We start from the raw sequence: 18,725 nt of genomic DNA on the forward strand, positions 1-18,725 counted from the left end.
CTGCAGCGCCCGGCCTTCGCCATCGGACATGTCGACGGACCGGCCGTGCCCGTGTGGCTGTCACCTTCCTTCGCTGGTAGAAAGCAGAGGCTGCGCCATGTCACAGTCAGTCCAGCGAGGCGAAGTCCCCAGCAATGGCACAGAGCTTGCGACCGAAGAAAAAACGTGGGCTGCTTGCGCGGTTGGCCGCGGTGTTTGTTGCGGCGGCCTGCGTCCTCGTCGCAGGACTCTGGTACCTGGCCAGGCCGGCGGCGCCCGATGCTTTCTACGCCAACCGCCGCGACCCCATTCCGCCACCAGGAACCCTGATGGCGAGCGAGCCCTTCACGCGTGACGTGCCGGCGGGAGCGCAGGCCTGGCGCGTGCTTTATGCGACCACGCGCGACGACGATACGCCGGCCGTTGCAAGCGGAGTTGTTGTGGCCTCGACGGGTTCGAGTGCGGCAAGCAGGCCCTTGGTCGCGTGGGCGCATGGCACGACCGGCATGGACCCGGGCTGCGCGCCATCGGTGTTGAAACATCCATTCGACAACGTGCCGGCGCTCAAGGCCCTGCTCAGGCAGGGCTGGGTCTATGTCGCGACAGACTATGTCGGCCTCGGCACCTCCGGCGACCATGCCTATCTGATCGGCGAGGACGCTGCGCGGGCCGTGCTCGACTCAGCGCGCGCCGCGCGCCAGCTGCCTGGTTTGCACGCCGACGGCAAGGTCACAGTTTGGGGGCACTCGCAGGGCGGCAACAGCGCGCTGTGGGCCGGCATGCGCGCGGGGGGTTATGCGCCCGACATCAGCGTTGCCGGGGTCGCGGCGTTTGCGCCGGCAACCGACCTGCGCGCCCTGTTCGAAGCCGTGCAGGGCACAATGTTCGGCAAGATCGTGTCTGCGTATCTCGCCGAGGCCTACGCCAAGGCCTACCCCGACGTCCGGCTCAGCGATTATCTCGGTCCCACGTCGATGATCCTCGCCCGTGACATCGCGGGGCGATGCGTCGGCGGCCGGGCGACCCTTTTTTCGATCGTCGAGACGATGCTGCTGCCGGGCGGCATCTTCAAACGGGATCCGGCCTCCGGCCCGTTAGGCGCAAGACTGGATGAGAACATGCCCAGCGCCCCGATCGATGTCCCGGTCCTGATCGCGCAGGGCGTCGAAGACGATCTCGTCCCCGCCCGCGTCCAGCAGGCCTATGTCGCCCAGCGATGCTCAGCGGGACAGAAGATCGACTATCGGCAATTCGATGGCCGCGGCCATCTTTCGCTGGTGGCCGACGGCTCGCCGCTCGAGGCCGGGTTGATAGCGTGGACCGAGGACAGGTTCAACGGCGCGCCTGCGACGCCGAACTGCGCCCAATAGGACATCACCACCTGGTTCGTTTCACGGAAACGGCGAGCCGCACTCCTTTTACGCAATTCCGGAAGGCTACGGCGAAGCCGCCGAGCCCGACCGCTGACACTTTTCCTGCAATTGCTCTTAAAAAGGCAGGCGGATTTCGTCGGGCTCGGCCCCGCCCGGCCAGCCAATGTCCTTTTGGACTTCCGGCGGCAGCTCGTTGAGCTCGCGCGTCGTGCGGCGGCGCTTGCTGGCCTGCGCGAAGGCCGCGCGGATTCGGTTGAGACTTTTGAACATGGAAACCCCCATAGATCAGCGGCGGAAAACCGGTGCCGCCTCTTCCCGGTGCCGCTTTTGCGATGCGTCTGTAACCAGTCGATTGCGCGCGAACGGTGAAATGCTTCACGAAGCCGGAGCGGCTTGAAACATATGCATGCAAACTAATTTATGGGATCGGACATGCAGCCCGCGCGCAGGACGCGAGCCTGCATGGCCTGCAATGTCAGACGCTTGGGCCTATCGCCTGATGCGTTGAGTCACGTCCCCTGAAGGGAGCCGCGCTTTCAACGCGCCGCCCAACTGCCTTTCAGCCCGGTCGGCCCGGCTTCCCTTACGATGACCTCGCGGTGCGGATAGGGGATGCCGATGCCGTTCTTCTTGAACGTGTCCCACAGCGCCAGCAGCACCTTGCCGCGCACATTGGTCAGGCCCTGCTGCGGATCGTGGATCCAGAAGCGCAGAACGAAGTTGAGCGAGGAGTCGCCGAAGCCCGTCAGCCAGCAAACCGGCCGTCGATCCGCTTCGACCCGGCCGACGCTGATCGCGGCCTCGATCGCCAGTTCGCTGACCTTGTGCGGGTCGGCGTCGTAGGAGACGCCAAAGTTCACGTCGAGCCGCACGAGGTTGTCGCTGAACGACCAGTTGATGACCCGTTGGGTGATGAAGTCTTCGTTCGGGATGAGATATTCGCGGCCGTCGCGCGTGACCACCGACACGAAGCGCGCGCGCAATTCCCGTATCCAGCCGAACGTGCCTTCGAGCGAGATTGTGTCTCCCGGCTTGATCGACTTGTCGAGCAGGATGATGATGCCGGAGACGAAATTCGAAACGACCTTCTGCAGCCCAAAGGCAAGGCCGACGCCGATCGCGCCGGAGAAAACCGTCAGCGCCGTCAGGTCGACGCCGACGGCTGAAAGGGCGACGGCGCCGGCAACCAGGACCAGGCCGATCTTTGCCACCTTGCCGACGAGGACGCGGATTGAGGGTGTCAGTTCCTCGGAGATGCGGACGCGCTCATCGACGTAATTGCCGATGACCACCGCAAGCCAGACCGTGGCGACCAAGAGCAGCACCGCCTTGAGCAGCAGCAGGGCGGAAAGATGGATCGCGCCCATGGGGATTGCGAGGCTATCGAGCAAGGTCGCGGTCTCGTCGCTGACGCCGAGGATGACAAGCGCGGCGTAGAGCCAGATCAGCCAGCCGAGAAGGCGGGCGACGAGGCGGTTGCGAACGATGCGCGACAGCACCGACGCGAGAAGCCAGGCAAGCGACAGCGAAAGCACGACATGGAGGAGGTAGAGGTGGCTTGGCCACACGAAAACGCGCATGAGGTTGAGCGCGGCAAGCAGGAAAAGTGTGAAGAGGATCCAGTCTGTGCGTCGTAGCAGCGCGATCACGAGCCTCAGCAGTCCGGGGTGACCCTTGATCTGGCGTGCCCGGTCCTCAAGCAGCAACTCGACGCGCCGACCGGCGAACCTGGCCGCGAGGAACAGCGTGAAGATGATGACGAGTTGGTAGAGCAGCCACAGCGAGGTGGCGTAGTTGAACCATCCGCTGGACCAGACCAGCGCTCGACGGATGGCATCGCGAACGTCCATTGCCTCACGACCATCATGGGCGGGCTAGCGAACCGGCTTTTGCCGACCCTTTTCAGGGCAGCGCATTCATGGCGCTCTGGCGACTATGCACCGGCCCGGCGGGCACGTTTGCCCGACATATCCTTTCCCTGATCCTCTTCGTCAATCTCGGCCATCGCCTGTTCCCAAAAACGCAGATCTGCACCCTCGGGCTTTCCCTCTTTTTCCCAAAGCTCATAGGCGCGTTGGCGGATACGGTCTTCCCTGCTCTGCTCAGCCATGGAAACCTCCCGATCTCTGTTTCAGCTGAAGGAACGCCGGCGCCCGCGAAACGATCCATGCGAAGGCCTGTCGGCGGCTGCTTTCTCCGCGCCGACCGTCGCTTACCTGATCATTCGACCGTCCCGCGCCACTTCCCTGCCCGCCCGATACACAGCGCGATCCTTCGGCACCGCCACCACTGCTTCCGGGACATGCTCGGCCTTCAGCGCGACGAAATCCGCCTTGGTGCCAACGGCGATCCCGTAGCCTTCGAGCCCCAGTGCCTTCGCGCCGCCATGGCTCACCACGTCATAAGCGGCTTCCAGTTCCCAATCCTCGTAGAAGCCGGAGCGGTAGCCGATCATGTTGGCGCGGTTGAGCATGTCGCCATCGCCATAAGGCCACCAGGAATCGCGGATGTTGTCGGAACCGGCAAAGACCGTGACGCCCGCCTTGCGCAGCGCCGCCACCGGCGGGAAAGGATGATCGCCGGGCGCATTGGTCATGATGGCGACGCCGGCGGCGGCGATCCGCTCGCCGGCGCCGGCCAACGCATCGGCCGAGACGTCGCCCAGCCCGTAGGCGTGGCTGACGACGACTTTTCCCTGCATGCCCGATGCCGTGGTCCGGGCGACGATCTCCTCGATCTCGAACAGGCCGAGCGTGCCGCGGTCATGCAGGTGGATGTCGACGCCGGCGCCATGCTTTTCGGCCAGGCCGAAGACGACATCGAGATGGCCCTTTACATCGCGGTCGAAGCTTGCCGGGTCGAGCCCGCCGATCAGATCGCAGCCGAGCTTGAACGCTTCGTCAAGCAGCTCCGCGGTGCCTGGCGAGGACAGGATGCCGCTCTGCGGGAAGGCGACGAGCTGGATGTCGATCAGGTCGCGGTATTTCTCCCGCACGCCGAGGATCGTCTCGACATGCTTCAGCCCAACCGCGGCATCGACCATGACATGGCTGCGCATGGCGAGGCTGCCATTGCCGACGCAGAGCTCGAGCTGGTTTTTCGCCCGCTCTTCCATCGGCGCGGCCCGCTTGAGGTTGCGCATCTGGAAGGCGACCCGCTCGCGCACGTCAAAACCATTGGTGCAGGGAATGTGCGGGCGCCAGGCATCGCCATAGAACGAGGTGTCGAGATGGATATGGCCCTCGACGAAAGCCGGCAGCACGAGCTGACCGGCGAGGTCGATCGCGCCGACCGGCCCCCGGCGACGGCGAGGTCAGCGACCGTGCCGTCGGCAAGCCTGGCGTTGAGAAAATGAGTCTCGTTCACGATGCAATCCATTGAAAAGGAAAGCGTCAGTCGTCGCCGGTCGGGCGGACGAGGTCAATGCGGCAAGGGATAGAAAGTGTTTCGCCCTTGCTTTCTCCTCCGTGTGCAGGAAGGCAAAGTGCAACCACCGCCATATACCGTTTTCGCGGAAGTTTCAGCAGGCGGCAAATGTGCCATGGTGAAGTCTGCGGTATGAGGCCGCCTTGGTCGGCGCGGACGCCCAAGCACATCCCCAACAATGCGCCCCCAACGGCCGCGTCGACCATGAACGGAAATGCCAACGGCGACCTTGCCCAGGTCGCCGTTTTTTTACCCCTGCGCCCCGGCATATTCGGCGACCAGCGGCTCATATTCCTCGAAGGAAGGCAGCGCCGCGTAGCTGTGCACGGCCGCCGTCGCCGCCCAGGGAAATTTCTCGGCCGTCCAGGTCTCGATGAAGGGCGTGAACCAGGCATGATCGTCGAGCATGGTCGGGCGCAGGTTGACGAACCAGTCGATCCCTTCGGGCCGGGTGAACATCCAGGTCATGCAGTGGCCGCAGAAATAGTGTTTCGACGCGCCATGCAGGCCGCCGATCACCGGCTCGCCCCTAGTCACCTCGAAACCTTCCGACGGGATTGCCGCGCTCAGCGAATAGGCGCTGGACGACATCGACTGGCAGCCGGTGCAATGGCAGGCCATGGTGAGCAAGGGTTTCGCCGAAATCTTCAGACGCACGCGGCCGCAGCGGCAGCCTCCTTCGGCGGGCAGGGAAAGCGTTGGCAAGATGGGCTCCTTGGGTTGGCGTTCTCCGGATCGAGACTTCACTGACATGTCTGCGGGACAGCGCGCGAAGGAATGCGGCCCTTCAACCCTTGCTTGTCAGCTCCGCCGTCGTCGTCATCCGCGCGCCCTGCCCCTCGAAGACCTCATTGTGGCGGGCGATGATGTCGGGTGCCTTCTCCTTGTCGCTGTCCAGAGTCGAATGCGCGTCGGAGACCACAGTGACCCCCAAGCCCTCGGCCAAGGCGCCCTTGACCGTGGCGGCGACGCAGAAATCGGTCTGGGCGCCAAGAAGCACGACGTCCTTCGCGCCCTGCCCTGTTACCCATCGGGCGAGCTCGGGATTGGAGAAGGCGTTGCCGACGCTCTTGCCGAAGGTCGGCTCGTCGGCCGCCTGGCCGAGCAGCGGCCAGACCGGCCAGCCGGAGGCGCCCGGCGCCAGCGGGTCGCCCTCCGGCCCGTCATGGCGCACGAACGCCACCTTGCGGCCCGAATGCCGCGCCCAGTCGATCAGCCTGCGAGTGCGTTCGGCTATTGTGTCGGCGTCATGGATCGGCGGATCGAAGCGGCCGTCGAACATGCCGGTTTGAAGGTCGATGACGATGAGCGGCGCAGTGGCGGAAGGGGCTTTATCTGGCATGGCGCGAAGATAGTGTGGGCGGGGGTTGGGTCAAGGCAGCACGACCGCCCCTTCTCCTCTTGCAGGAGAAGGAGAAGCCCTACGACATCAGCGGCATCGGCCCCTTCAGCGCCTCGGCCAGCGCATCGCGGAAGACCGCGATCGGGCGCGCCAACCTTCCGGCCGGCGGGCGGTGCAGCAGCCAGCAGCGCACCCGCGGCTTGAAGCCGGGGCAATCGACCACCTCGACCGCGTCGCGCCATTGGCTGCCCGACAGCGCGCCGGGCGTGACGACTCCGATGCCGTGGCCGCGCGCCACCAGCGACATTCTCAGATCGGCGCCCTGTGCCTCGACACCGATATGGAACGGCAGCCGGGCCACCTCGAAGCGATGGCGGATGAAGGCGCGGAAGCCGCAGCCGGTTTCGTTGAGCACCCAGGGGTAGCGAGCAAGATCGTTGAGCTCAGCCGGCTTCGGCACGCCAAGGCCGGGCGAAGCGACAAGAAGCACCGCCTGCACGCCGAGATCGTCGCCGACGAGTTCTGGCGGCGGCGCGACACCCTCGGCAAGGCAGACCGCGACCGCGTCGATCTCGCTGCGCAGCACCTGCTCCACCAGGCGCGGCGACAGGCTGGAGGTGATCTTCAGCGTCAGTTGCGGGAAGGCTGCACGCAAGCTGTCGAGCGGCTCGGACAGCGCGCTGGTCGACAGATAAGGCATGATGCCGAGGCGGAACTCGCCCCTCACCTCGCCGGCCGGCGACACTCCAGCCTTCAGATCCTCCAGCGAGCGCAGCACGCGGCGGCCATGCTCATAGGCCTCGCGGCCCGATGCCGTTGGTTTGAGCGGCTTCGACTGACGGTCGAGCAAAGGCGTCGCCAGTTGCTCCTCGAGGTTCTGCACCCGGCGCGTCACGCCGGGCTGGGTGAGGTTGAGCCTAGCCGAAGCACCGACGATGGAGCCTGTTTCGACGACGGCGACGAAGGCTTCGAGGTCATGGATGTTCATGCGCAACTCGCATAATCATTATCGGAACATTTCAATTGTAGCATTATAATCGTTCCGAATAAAGTCCTCGCTGAATATGCGGACAGCGAGGAGGTTTTGATGCACGGCACACACAACGCTGAACTGGCGGAACGGCCAAGCGAAATCGGCAGCACCGTCACCCGGTCCCAGACGCTGTTGTTCGCGGCTTCGGTCGGCATCATCGTCACCAATTTGTTCGCTCCGCAGACGCTGGTCGGGCTGATCGGCCCATCGCTCGGCGCCGCGGCATCGGAGAGCGGCCTCGTCTCGATGGCCACGCTTCTCGGCTATGCCGCCGGGCTGTTCTTCCTGGTGCCGCTGTCGGACCTGGTCGAGAACCGCACGCTGGTGCTGCGCATGCTGTGCGCGGCCGCGCTCGCCGCGGCGGTCGCTTCATTCGCGCCGTCCGCCGCCTCGCTGCTTGCCGTGCTGTTCGTGCTCGGCGCCGCCTGTTCCTGCATCCAGGTGCTGGTGCCGGTGGCCGCCTCGATGGCGCCGCCGGGACAGGAAGGGCGCGTCATCGGCGACGTGATGAGCGGACTGATGATCGGTATCCTACTCTCGCGTCCGATCGCCAGCCTCGTCGCCGACGCTTTCGGCTGGCGCGCCTTCTACGGTATCAGCGCCGCGGCACTGGCGTTGCTTGCCGTCCTGCTCGGCCTGACGCTGCCGAGGCGGCGGCCGCCGGCGCATGCGAACTATGCGAGGCTGATTGCCTCGCTTGTCGGACTTTTGGGCCGGGAGCCGGTGCTGCGCAGGCGCGCCTTCACGGCGAGCCTGGTGATGGCGGCCTTCAGCGTGTTCTGGACGGCGGTGGCGCTGCGCCTCTCGGCCCCGCCCTTCGATCTCGGCCAGAAAGGTATTGCCCTGTTCGCACTGGTCGGCGCCGGGGGTGCGGCGGTGACGCCGATCTTCGGCCGCGCCGGCGACCGCGGTTTTACGCGCCCGGCCACGATCCTCTGCCATCTCGCGCTGATCGCGGCGCTCGGCCTCGCCGCCTGGGCCGGCGCGGGGGACGACGCGGCCGGGGCCGGCGGCGCATGGCTGTCCCTCATCTTCATGGGCACGAGCGCCGTGCTGCTCGATATCGGCGTCACCGGCGACCAGACGCTGGGCCGCCGCGCGGTCAACCTGCTGCAGCCGAAGGCGCGCGGCCGCATCAACGGGCTGTTCGTCGGCATCTTCTTCATCGGCGGCGCGATTGGCTCGCTGCTGGCCGGCATTGCCTGGGCCTGGGGCGGCTGGAACGCGGTGTGCGCGGTTGGGGCGCTGTTCGGGTTCATCGCGCTGGCGGTCGACCTAAAGCAGGTCGCGTGAAAAAGGATTCACGCGACCTGCTTTAAGTTTTTGATTTTAAGCATGTCTTTGTCCCGAAACCGGGCCCACTTTCGGGAGACATGCTTTAGCAGGCGGCACGGAGCAGCAGCAGCCGCTCAGGCGTTGCTCGGATCGGCGACGCATTGCGGGATCGAGCGAGTGGCGGCGATCAGCTTGCCGCGCACTTCGGAAGTGCGTCACTCTGCCAGATCGGCAGTAGCCTGTCAGCCGATGCCGCCGGTGATTATAAAGGCTCCCTCGCAGCGCCCGTCAGGCAGGCGCGCAATGGCCGTGACGATCGAGCCATAGGCGCCGCGCCAGACGCTGTGGAAGCCCTGATGCGTCGATGCCGGCACGACCACCCGGCCGGTGTGGCGATTGCCGCCCGCCTGCATGAGGACGGGCTCGCCATTGACGTGAATTTGCACGGCGGCCGGCTCGTTCGCCTCGACGTCCAACACGATCGCGATCTCGTCGGTGTCGCCGGATCGCGTCGTCTGAGCGGCCAGCGCCAGCGTGAGCGGTGCATCGCCAACACGACCCGCCAGGCCCCTGCCCTCGAACACATCATCGGCCAGCGCCGGCGTGCGCGGCGGAACGGTGCGCCGCCTTGTGGCGCGCTCATAGTCGCCGGCGATCCCCAGCAACGCCACGTCGTCATAGGCCTTGCCGGCGAAGGTGAGGCCGACCGGCATGCCGATATCGGCCATCGTTCCCATCGGCACCGTCACGGTCGGGATGCCGAGATGGCGCCAGACCAGATTGCCGTTGGCGACCCAGGTGCCGTTGCGCCAGGCGAGCCTGGCCGAGGCCTCGTCAACATCGGCATCGGCCGGACCGACATCAGCGACCGCGGGCAGCACCACGGCCTCAAGCTTGTTGGCGTCAAGCCAATCCTCGAAGTCGGCGCGGCGCGTTGCCTCCAGGCCTTTCAGGCCTGCCTCAATGCTGGGAATGTCCGAGAGCGGCGCCACGCCCCGCTTCGCCCGCTCGACATATTGCGCCAGATCGAAATCGGCCTCGCCGTAACGATCGCGCAACGTGCCCGGCGGCTGCGGGAAGATCTTTGCGCCGTCGACCGAAGCAAGATCGGGGATTGCCGGATCGGCATTGGCGCGCAGGAAATCGTCCCAGGACCAGATGGACAGGTCCCAGATCTCGCGCTCGGCGAATTCCGACGGCACCAAACCGCGATCGACCATCGACAGCGCGCCCGCACGATCGCGCTCGTAGTTTGAGACGACGGGGAAATCGACCTCGACCACTTCGGCGCCGAGCGCCTCGAGATCGCGCGCCGCCTGCCGCCAGAGCTCCAGCACCGAAGCGCGGGTCTCGATGGGGCGTTCGGCGTCTTCATCTTTACCGATATACATTTTCGGCACGCCAAGCCGCTTGCCCTTCAGCGCACCTTGCAGCGCGAGACCGGAGTAGCTCACGGGCCTCAGCGCTGAAGCTTTCGGGATCTCCACCCAAGGCTGAACGCGCCAGAAATCGCCGCGCGTCTCGGCATCGTCGGCGACGATGACGTCGAGCAGTTCCAACATGTCGGGAACGGTGCGCGTATGCGGCACCACCACATCCATGGTCGGCACCAGCGGCCAGTTGCCGCGCACCGAGATCACGCCGCGCGAGGGCGTATAGGCGACCAGCGCGTTGTTGGAAGCCGGCGCGCGGCCGGACGACCAGGTTTCCTCGCCGAGCCCGAAGGCGGCAAAGGACGCGGCGGTCGCGGTGCCCGAACCGTTGGACGAGCCGGAAGCGAAGGCGGCGGTGAGGAAATCCTTGTTGTAGGGACTCTCGGCGCGGCCATAGACGCCGCGCTGCATGCCGCCATTGGCCATCGGCGGCATGTTGGTGAGGCCAATCAGCACCGCGCCCGCCGCGCGCAGGCGGGCGATGGTGAAGGCGTCTTGCGTGGCCACCAGATGCTCGAAGGCCGGAGAGCCGGCCGCCACCGTCAGCCCCTTGGCTTTGTAGCTGTCCTTGGCGGTGTATGGGATGCCGTCGAGCGGTCCGAGCGTTTTGTTTTGGCTGCGGCGCCGGTCGGAGGTTTCGGCCTCCGCGAACATGTTCGGGTTGAGGATGGGCACAGCGTTGAGCGCGATGCCATGGCGGTCGTAATGCGCGATGCGCCGCAGATACGCGCCGACCAGTTCGACGCTGGTGACGGTGCCCTCCTCCAGCGCGCGGCGCAGATCGGCGATCGAGGCTTCGACTATGTTCATCGGCTGGCGCCTCCTTGTCAGTGACCACGCGTCCGAAACGGCGCAATCGCGAAGGCTGCGTTCCTTCACACCCCCCTCTGCCCTGCCGGGCATCTCCCCCGCAAGGGGGGAGATCGATGTCGCGATCGCTTTCGCCAATTGTCGGCCTTGCAGCACAATGGCAGCGCGCGGAAGCTGCTGATCTCCCCCCTTGCGGGGGAGATGGCCGGCAGGCCAGAGGGGGGTGCTGTCCCGCCGACCTATCCTGTCAGCAAACTATCGCAACATCCTCACTCCGGCGCCCCGGCAAACAGCACCTTGCCGTCCCCTCCCGCCGCCGGCCAGTCGCGGATGGTGCGGTCGATGCCGCCGGTCAAAAGCGTGCCGTCGGCGGCGAAGGCGACGGAGTACATCGGCCCGGTGCCGGGATCGAATTCGGCGATCTCGTCGCCCGTGTCCATGTTCCAGATCCGCGCCGTGCCGTCGAGCGAGACGGAGCCGAGCCGCTTGCCGTCGACCGACAAGGCGAGCGCATAGACCGTGCCGGAATGGCCCTCGAAACGCCGCACTTCCTTGAAGCTGTCGAGGTCCCAGAGTTTGATCGTGTAATCGCCGCTGCCGGTCACCGCGTGGTGGCCGTCGGCCAGGAAGACCGCGCCATAGGCGCCGCGGTCGTGGCCGTGCCAGCTGCGCAGCTGTTTTCCCGCGACGATGTCCCACAGCTTCAATTCGCCATCGATGCTGCCCGTGAGCGCCCTGGTGCCGTCCGGCGAGATGGCGACGGAGCTCACCGACCAGTCATGCCCGGGCAGCACATGCGACACCACCCCCTTCGCCAGGTCCCAGACGACCACGGACCCGGTGTCGTGACCGCTGACGGCGCGCTTGCCGTCCGGGCTGATCTTCAGTTGCCTGACGCCGCCATTCGCCCCCGAGGAGAAGACGTGCAGCACCGTGCCATCGGACAACTGGCGCAGCACGATCTCGCCATCGTCGCCGGCGGTGAGCGCGGTCTTGCCGTCGGGCATGAAGAGCGCGCTGCGCGCCATATCCTTCTGCTCACCCAGATCGCGGATCAGCCGCTTGCCGTCGATGTCCCAGAGCTTGATCATGCGGTCGGTGCTTGCGCTCATGATCTCGTGGCCGTCGGCCGACACCGCCAGCCAGACGACGGCATCGCGGTGGCCTTCGGGCGCGGTCGGCTGGGCCGGAGGCGCCGGTGGAGGCGGCGCCACCGTCTGCGGCGGCGTTGCGGGCGCGAGCGCCGTCTGTTCGGTCGGCTGGACGGGCTGTGCCGGTTGGGCAGGCTGCGGCGCCGCGGGCGCGGCGGCGGCCGGCGCAGGCTGGACGGGAGCCGCAACCGGCTCGGGCGGCGCAGGCTTCGCGACCTCTTCCTGCGTGGGTGCGGCCGGCTCGACGCTCGCCTTGGGCACGATTGGCTTTGTGCTCGCCTTCGGCGTGGTTGGTTTTGCGCTTGCCTCCGGCTCGGCAGGCTGGGCCGCAGGTGCGGTTGCGACTTCCTTCGCCGGCTCGCTAGCCGACTCCTGCGTCCGCCACGGACCGAACTGATCGGCGACGATGACGAGCAAGGCCAAAAGCGGCAAAGCGAGCGCGACGCGGCGCAGCCGCGGATGGCCGGCCGGCGCGATCTCGGCGTCGCGGCCGAACAAAGGGGCGGCCGGATCGTGCCTGGCGGCGCCCGGCAACAGGCCGGTGAGAAAAAGCAACCCGGCAAGGACCGACAGCACGCCGGCCGCGCCGAAGATTTCCAGGCGCGCCGGCGCCGACGGCTTGCCGCCCAGCGCCGGATAGAGCTTGGCGAAGCAGGCAATGCCAATGACCAGCATCGCCAGCGCCAGCAGCCTCTCGGTCGATCTCTTCATCGGTCTCCCCCCGCCTCGCCGCCCCGCTCCCTTGCAGCGTGGCAGCAAGCCGGCCCCGGCATCTTAGCCGAGCTTGCGGCCAAGGCTAAGTGCAAGACCTCACACAGCTTCGCCAGACGATATCTTCGGCATCAATCTCCAGCCGGCGCAGTCGCTCCACTATCGAGCGGCGATTGTCTCAGTAGAACGCTATCCCCAGGTACAGAACAGCCCGCTCCAGCCGGTTGTTGACAGAAATTGCTCGTGTGAGATTATCGGCGGGGATTTTTAACGAGGGCAATCTTATGAAGAAGACTTACGGGAAGCCGGTTTTGGTCCGCAAGGGCAAGCTATCGGTAGTCGTGGCAGGGCCTTCGCAGGCCAACGGCGCTGCGTAGGATCTCCGTGCTTCGCCAGCATGATCGATAGGGGGATGAACTCAATATGAAGAAGACCTATGAGAGGCCTACCCTGGTCAAGAAGGACAGGCTTTCGGCTGTGACGGCCGCTACCAACGGTGCTTCCGCCCCGCCGCCGTGACCCGCTAGTGCATTTCACCGTTTCACGGAAACGGCGAAATGCCCTATCTCTTTGTTTCTACGCAATTCCGGACGGAAAACCGCTCGCCATTCCGAACTGTCCCACTTCACTGCGCGACTGCGGATGAAAGTTGTTTCGCGGTTCGTTTTGAGTTGCCTCAGATCACCAATACCAGATCGTCCAGCACGGCCTGCCAGTGGTGTCTGGTAGAGATGCGCACGCGTGTCACCGCCTCCAGCATCGGCGCGTAGTGGACCGGCGCCAGCGCCGACAGCGTGATCTCGTCGCTGGCGATCAGCTCTTCCCTGAGCCAGCTTTCGACCAGCGCCACCTCGCCTTCCGAGGCCAGCCAGGCCGCGGCCAGCATCACCGAATGGAAGCCGAAGGGCGCGGCGCGGCCGAACTCGGCCGGATGGCCGCTGCTGGTATAGGCGATGTAGGCGCCCGACACATTGCCGTTGACATAGCCCTCGCTGTTCGCGGTGTGGTCGCGCGACATGGCGTTGATATTGCGCCAGTCGAGCCCGGCGTGGCCCGACGGCACCTTGCACAGGCCGCGCGGGGTTATATCGTCGAAGCCGATCGCATTGAGCGCCGCGTCGGGCGCGAGCGAGCCCTGCGCCAGCAGGCCCAGATCGACCGGATAGGCCGACAGCTTCAGCCTTCGGTCCAGCCTCGAACCGGCAATGACGACTTCATCGGCATCGACGCCCAGCGGGAAGCGGAAGGCCGCGTCCGCGGGCAGCGCGTGGCTTTCAAGCAATTGACCCTTGCCCATGACCGACAGCGTGGCGCCCGTTGCGGCCGGCGTCCTGCCGTTCACCGTCCGCCCCGGCGCGAGGCCGACCGGCTTCGGCAAGCCCTCGCCGACGAGGCCGACCATCGAGCCTGGCGCATCCGAGATGCGCACCGCCTGGTCGTGGTTGGCGCTGCTGGCGCGCCAGCCGGGCGGCACCGATACCGAAAAGCGATAGTTGCCGGGCCTGTGGATCGCAGCGCTGCGGCGCTTCGACGACATCGCGAAATTGGCGAAACCGGCGGCGTTGCTGCGCGCCGAGGCAACGAAAGTGCCGCGCTCGTCATAGAGCCGCACCGCGATGCCCGCCATCGGCCGGTCGGCTTGGCCATAGGTGCCGTCGCCGTCGACGTCCATGTAGACGAAGGACGAGAAGTTGAGCTTGCCGGACGTCGGCGCCCAATAGGTGCGCGGCGCATAGTCGACCGTCGGATCGGGATTGCCGCGCGCCCTGCGGCGCTTGAGTCGCCGGCGCAGCGCGATCGCGATGAGGGCTGCGGCGCCGGCAAGGACGAGGGCCGAGATCAGGGCGACGAGGACGGTATCAGCCATGGTGGGCAGGCGATGGCTGCAGACCGATGTTCAAGACCGCGAGCATGACCCCCCTCCAAGTTTTCAGCAGATTAGCGTTGGACATTGATGCCGCAAGTCATTGTGATGAATTGCGATGCCGGCAGGACAGAGGGGGGCGCGAAGGAACGCCGGCTTGGACGTTCTTCGCGAAAACCTCACCCCAACTCCACCCATACCGGCGCATGATCGCTGGGATTGTCCCCGCCCCGCAATTCGCGGTCGATGCCTGCCGCTTTCAGTTTTCGGGCCAGCTTCTTCGACAGCAATATGTGGTCGAGCCTGAGGCCCGCGTCGCGCGGCCAGCGGTTCCGGCGATAGTCCCAGAAGGTGTAGAGTTTTTCTTCGTTGGGAAAAACCTTGCGCACCGCGTCGGTCCAACCCTGCTCGATCAACGTCGCGAAGGCAGCGCGGCTTTGCGGCTGCACCAGCGCGTTGTCGTCGTAGGAGCGCGTGGCGTAGATGTCGCGCGGTTCCGGCACGATGTTGAAGTCGCCGGCCAGCACCACCGGCAGGCCGGTGTCGAGCAGTTGCTCCGCATGCGCTGCGAAGCGCTCGTGCCAGGCGAGCTTGTAGTCGAATTTCGGCCCCGGCTGCGGATTGCCGTTGGGCGCGTAGAGGCAGGCGACGACGACGCCGTCGACCGCCGCCTCGATGTAGCGCGACTGGCGGTCGGCATTGTCGCCGGGTAGCGCGTCGCGCGTCAGGACAGGCTCGGCGCCCTTTGCCAGGATAGCGACGCCGTTCCAGGTCGGCTCGCCCTTCCACACCGCGCCGTAACCGGCATTCGCCAGCCTGGTCAGCGGGAACTGCGTGTCGCGGGATTTGAGTTCCTGCAGGCAGACGACGTCGGGTTTGGCCGTGGCGAGCCAAGCCAGCAGGTTTTCCAGCCGGCTGTTGATGTTGTTGATGTTGAAGGTGGCGAGTTTCATTTGCCGAAGCGGTCTCTCGCTTCGTCATCCTCGGGCTTGACCCGAGGATCCATGCCGTGACGCATGCCGTGGGGTTCGGCAATGCAGAATTCTGAAACGCTGCAGCGCTCGTATGTAACGGCATGGATTCCAGGGTCTGCGCGCGTCGCTTCGCTCCTTGCTCCGCCCTAGAATGACAAAGCCGATGGCTGGGCCAGCTTGGCCTTTATCGTCTCCGCCACGGTCTTCAGATGATCCGCCGTCGAAAAGCCCGAGATCGCCTTGCGCGGTTTCAGATCGTGGTCGCCGTCTTCCAGCCAGATCACCTCTATTGCCGGGGAGAGACCGTAGGTCGCGACCTCGTCCCTGGTGCCGAACTCGTCGCGGGTACCCTGGAAGATCAGCGTCGGCGTCTTCAGGTCGATCAGATGCTTCGTGCGCAATTGCTCGGGCTTGCCCGGCGGATGGAAGGGATAACCCAGACAGACCAGACCGTCGGTCTCGCCCTTGGCGAACATCTCATCGGCGACCATGGAAGCGACGCGACCGCCCATCGACTTGCCGCCGATGATGAGCTTGCCGGTCACGCCCCTGGTACGCAGGTCTGCGATCGCCTTGATGTATTCAGGGTTCACCGTCTCGGCGCGCGGCGGCGGCTTGCGGTGGCCGTAGCGGCGCGCCGCCATGTAGTGGAATTCGAAACGCGCGACCTGGAAGCCTGCCGCCGCGAGCGCCTTGGCCGTGGCGGTCATGGACGGCGAATCCATTGACGCGCCGGCGCCATGGGCGAGCAGGATGGTGACGGGGGCGGTGTCAAAGCCGTCGAAGAGGAAGGTGGTCATGGTTGCTCCAACCTGCCCTTCTCCCCTTGTGGGAGAAGGTGGCCGAGCGAAGCTCGGTCGGATGAGGGGTGATCCAGCTTGGCGGTCACGTTCATCAATCTACCTGTTCGCGACAAAGTCACCGGCGTCTCATTCCTTCCAACACCCCTCATCCGTCTCGGCGCTGACGCGCCGATCCACCTTCTCCCACAAGGGGAGAAGGGAAAGGCGCTCACCCCGCTGTCCGCGCCATATGCAAATCGACGAACTGTATCCCCTTCTGCGCAGTCCGCGCCCATTCGGACTCCGCATCCAGCTCCAAATAGCGCACCCACAACCGGCGCGCTTCCGCCATATTCCCCGCATCGAATTCCAGCCGCGCCAGGTTGAACACCGGATCTGCGTAATCCTTGTCCAGCGCCATCGCCTTCTGCAGATGCCGACGCGCCGACGCGACCTTGCCCTCGTCACTCATCAGCCCGGCAAGGTTGAACCAGGCTTCGACGAAGCCCGGATCGAGCTTGATCGCCCGGGCATAGTCATGCGCGGCTTCGGCAGCCCGGCCGGCGCCGCGCAGGCAATTGGCGCGGTTGAAAGCGGCAATCGCATCCTTGGGATCGATCGCCAGGCAGCGCTGATAGAGGGCGGCGGCATCGTCGTGGCGCCCCTCCTCTTCCGCGGCTTCAGCCTCGGCGAAGAGTTCTTCCAGCGTGTCGTCTTCCGGCGAGCCGAGGTCGAACAAAAGCTGCCCGTCGAGCTCGCTCCTGCCCTCGTCGAGATAGATCGCGTCCGGGCGGCCATGCTGCGAGCCAAGGTTGAGCGACTTGGCGGTGAGCGAGGCGACCGGACCGGAGCGGTGCACGGAGCGCGCGATCGCACCCCACGACGCGCCGCTGGCGATCAGCCCGGCATATTTCCTTGCCAGGATCAGGTCGCGGAAGGAATAGGGTTCGGCGTCATGCTCGAAGGCGTCGAACAGCGACAGCATATCGAGGTCGTCGCCCGCAAGCCGCGACTGGTCGATCAGTGATTGTCTCGACAGCGACGAGGCGTCGGGCGCCTTCATCAGCCCAAGCAGGCGCAGGAAGCCATTCTCGCTGGAGAGCGTGCGGCCGGCCTCGCGCTCGGACTTCGCGCGGCGCTCGATCTCGGCATCGCCGGTCCTTGTCGTCTTGGCGAGGAGCGTGCGGCCGAACACGACATGAGAGGTGCGGCGGGTGACGCCGCGCCGCAGCTCGGCGTGGCGGCGCTCGACCTCGCGCGCGGCAAGTCGCAGCGGAAAGGCGGCCAGCGCCCCGACGACGCCGAAGACGGCGCCGGGAACGATCACAGGCCCTGCATTTCCCGTCACTTCTTGCTCTTGCCGACGGCCTTCAGCAGGTTCGCCTTCAGCGGGTTCTCAGGCGCGCCACCACCAGCAGCCGCCTTCCTGGCGGGCTTGGCCGGCGCTTCCTCGGCCTTGCTCTTCGACTTGGCCGGAGGCTTGGTCTGCTGCGACAGGCTCGCCTTCAGCGCGTCCATCAGGTTGATGACATTGCCGCGCTCGGGCGCGGCCGCGATGATCGGCTTGTGGCCCTTCAGCTTCTCGCGGATCATCGCCATCAGCGCCACCTCGTAGCGATCCTCATAGTTCTTCGGATCGAAATGGGTCTGCTTCTGCTTGATCAGCGCTTCGGCGAGCTGGAGCATTTCGGGATCCGGCTTGGCGTCCGGGATATTGCCGAAATATTCAGCCGTGCCGCGCACTTCGTTGGGGTTCCTCAAGGTGCAGACGAACATGCCGTTCTCGCGCGCCCCGATCGTCACCACGCGCTCGCGGCTGGAGAGCACGAGCCGGGCAATGGCGAGCTTGCCGGACTTGCGCATCGCTTCCCGCAGCACCGCAAAGGTCTCCTCCGCCATGGCGCCATCCGGCGCCAGGTAATAGGGCGCATCCTGGTAGATGACGTCGACTTCGCCCTCGTCGACGAAGGCCTCGATGTTCATCGTGTGATTGGATTCGATCCTCACCGCGTCGAGGTCGGCGTCATCGATGATGATGTACTGCTTGTCCTCATATTCGTAGCCGCGAACCAGGTCCGAGCGCTCGACCAGGCCGAGCTCGGGATCGACCGGTTTCATGTTGATGCGATTGTGGGTCTTCTTGTGCAATTGGTTGAACGAGATCCGCTCGCTCGCGCTGGTGGCCGGATAAAGCCGGACCGGACAGCTGACGAGGCTGAGCTTGAGGTAACCTTTCCAACTTGCCCTGGGCGCCATGATGAACTCCTACGCGGCCATGTGCACTGACAACTATGTTGGAGCATGGTCTTGTCCATGCTCTTTGCAGCGCTTCGTCCGGAGGACGATTGAGGCTGCGGAAATCCTACACCGACCCCTAACCTTACAGCCGAATTCCTAGCGAAGTGTTCTTGGGGGTTGGATCGGCGGGAGGATAGTTCAAATTGTAGGAAGCGTCGATGGAGATGGAAGGCAAGAGCTTGGCGACTAGCCGAGGCCGTCGTGCTTCGTCATGTATGGACGGCCCCTCTTGGGCAAGAGGCAAAATAGCGGCGACGGCTTAAGTCTGGAGCGG

The 18,725-nt window shown here is 65.5% G+C and carries 15 protein-coding genes and 1 pseudogene; 2 read left to right on the plus strand and 14 right to left on the minus strand.

Annotated features, from left to right (window positions below; all coding sequences use genetic code 11):
* Positions 1–134 precede the first annotated feature (134 nt).
* Positions 135–1,349: a lipase family protein gene (locus tag RFM52_RS29200; RefSeq protein WP_320298427.1), complete on the plus strand. Its 1,215-nt coding sequence runs from the start codon at positions 135–137 to the stop codon at positions 1,347–1,349.
* A 117-nt stretch (positions 1,350–1,466) separates the two neighbouring features.
* Here the strand turns inward: RFM52_RS29200 and RFM52_RS29205 are convergent, their stop codons facing one another.
* The 7 genes and pseudogenes from RFM52_RS29205 to RFM52_RS29235 form a co-directional block, all read right to left on the minus strand.
* Complete coding sequence (locus tag RFM52_RS29205; RefSeq protein ID WP_320298428.1) at positions 1,467–1,622, minus strand: DUF1127 domain-containing protein; 156 nt, start codon at positions 1,620–1,622, stop codon at positions 1,467–1,469.
* A 266-nt stretch (positions 1,623–1,888) separates the two neighbouring features.
* The gene (locus tag RFM52_RS29210) at positions 1,889–3,202 is read right to left on the minus strand and encodes a mechanosensitive ion channel family protein (RefSeq protein WP_320298429.1); all 1,314 of its coding nucleotides are present in this window, start codon (positions 3,200–3,202) and stop codon (positions 1,889–1,891) included.
* 83 nt (positions 3,203–3,285) lie between these two features.
* Positions 3,286–3,462 carry a DUF2934 domain-containing protein gene (locus RFM52_RS29215; protein WP_320298430.1) on the minus strand — a complete coding sequence of 59 codons (177 nt, stop codon included), beginning with the start codon at positions 3,460–3,462 and terminating at the stop codon, positions 3,286–3,288.
* 102 nt (positions 3,463–3,564) lie between these two features.
* Positions 3,565–4,730, minus strand: a pseudogene (locus RFM52_RS29220) (amidohydrolase family protein).
* A 297-nt stretch (positions 4,731–5,027) separates the two neighbouring features.
* Positions 5,028–5,531: a GFA family protein gene (locus RFM52_RS29225; protein WP_430699301.1), complete on the minus strand. Its 504-nt coding sequence runs from the start codon at positions 5,529–5,531 to the stop codon at positions 5,028–5,030.
* A 34-nt stretch (positions 5,532–5,565) separates the two neighbouring features.
* Positions 5,566–6,120, minus strand: coding sequence for an isochorismatase family protein (locus tag RFM52_RS29230; RefSeq protein ID WP_320298432.1), 555 nt, complete (start codon positions 6,118–6,120; stop codon positions 5,566–5,568).
* 79 nt (positions 6,121–6,199) lie between these two features.
* Positions 6,200–7,108: a LysR family transcriptional regulator gene (locus tag RFM52_RS29235; RefSeq protein WP_320298433.1), complete on the minus strand. Its 909-nt coding sequence runs from the start codon at positions 7,106–7,108 to the stop codon at positions 6,200–6,202.
* Positions 7,109–7,207: 99 nt separating this feature from the next.
* On the opposite strand from RFM52_RS29235, the gene RFM52_RS29240 reads away from it, so the two are divergent.
* Positions 7,208–8,446, plus strand: a complete 1,239-nt coding sequence (locus RFM52_RS29240; protein ID WP_320298434.1) for an MFS transporter — start codon at positions 7,208–7,210, stop codon at positions 8,444–8,446.
* Between the two features lie 224 nt (positions 8,447–8,670).
* On the opposite strand, the gene RFM52_RS29245 is transcribed toward RFM52_RS29240, so the two are convergent.
* The 7 genes from RFM52_RS29245 to ku form a co-directional block, all read right to left on the minus strand.
* The gene (locus RFM52_RS29245; RefSeq protein ID WP_320298435.1) at positions 8,671–10,671 is read right to left on the minus strand and encodes an amidase; all 2,001 of its coding nucleotides are present in this window, start codon (positions 10,669–10,671) and stop codon (positions 8,671–8,673) included.
* A gap of 269 nt (positions 10,672–10,940) precedes the next feature.
* On the minus strand, positions 10,941–12,533 hold the full coding sequence (locus RFM52_RS29250) for a WD40 repeat domain-containing protein (protein ID WP_320298436.1): 1,593 nt from the start codon (positions 12,531–12,533) through the stop codon (positions 10,941–10,943).
* A 676-nt stretch (positions 12,534–13,209) separates the two neighbouring features.
* Positions 13,210–14,400: an SdrD B-like domain-containing protein gene (locus RFM52_RS29260; protein ID WP_320298438.1), complete on the minus strand. Its 1,191-nt coding sequence runs from the start codon at positions 14,398–14,400 to the stop codon at positions 13,210–13,212.
* Between the two features lie 176 nt (positions 14,401–14,576).
* Positions 14,577–15,350, minus strand: coding sequence for an exodeoxyribonuclease III (gene xth / locus RFM52_RS29265; protein WP_320298439.1), 774 nt, complete (start codon positions 15,348–15,350; stop codon positions 14,577–14,579).
* A gap of 167 nt (positions 15,351–15,517) precedes the next feature.
* A complete protein-coding gene (locus RFM52_RS29270) occupies positions 15,518–16,171 on the minus strand; it encodes an alpha/beta hydrolase family protein (protein WP_320298440.1) in 654 nt (217 codons plus the stop codon).
* 211 nt (positions 16,172–16,382) lie between these two features.
* Positions 16,383–17,480, minus strand: coding sequence for a tetratricopeptide repeat protein (locus tag RFM52_RS29275; protein WP_430699303.1), 1,098 nt, complete (start codon positions 17,478–17,480; stop codon positions 16,383–16,385).
* A gap of 17 nt (positions 17,481–17,497) precedes the next feature.
* Positions 17,498–18,409 carry a non-homologous end joining protein Ku gene (ku, locus tag RFM52_RS29280; RefSeq protein ID WP_320298442.1) on the minus strand — a complete coding sequence of 304 codons (912 nt, stop codon included), beginning with the start codon at positions 18,407–18,409 and terminating at the stop codon, positions 17,498–17,500.
* Positions 18,410–18,725 lie beyond the last annotated feature (316 nt).

It is taken from the genome of Mesorhizobium humile, from assembly GCF_033977215.1.
Lineage (GTDB): Bacteria > Pseudomonadota > Alphaproteobacteria > Rhizobiales > Rhizobiaceae > Mesorhizobium > Mesorhizobium humile.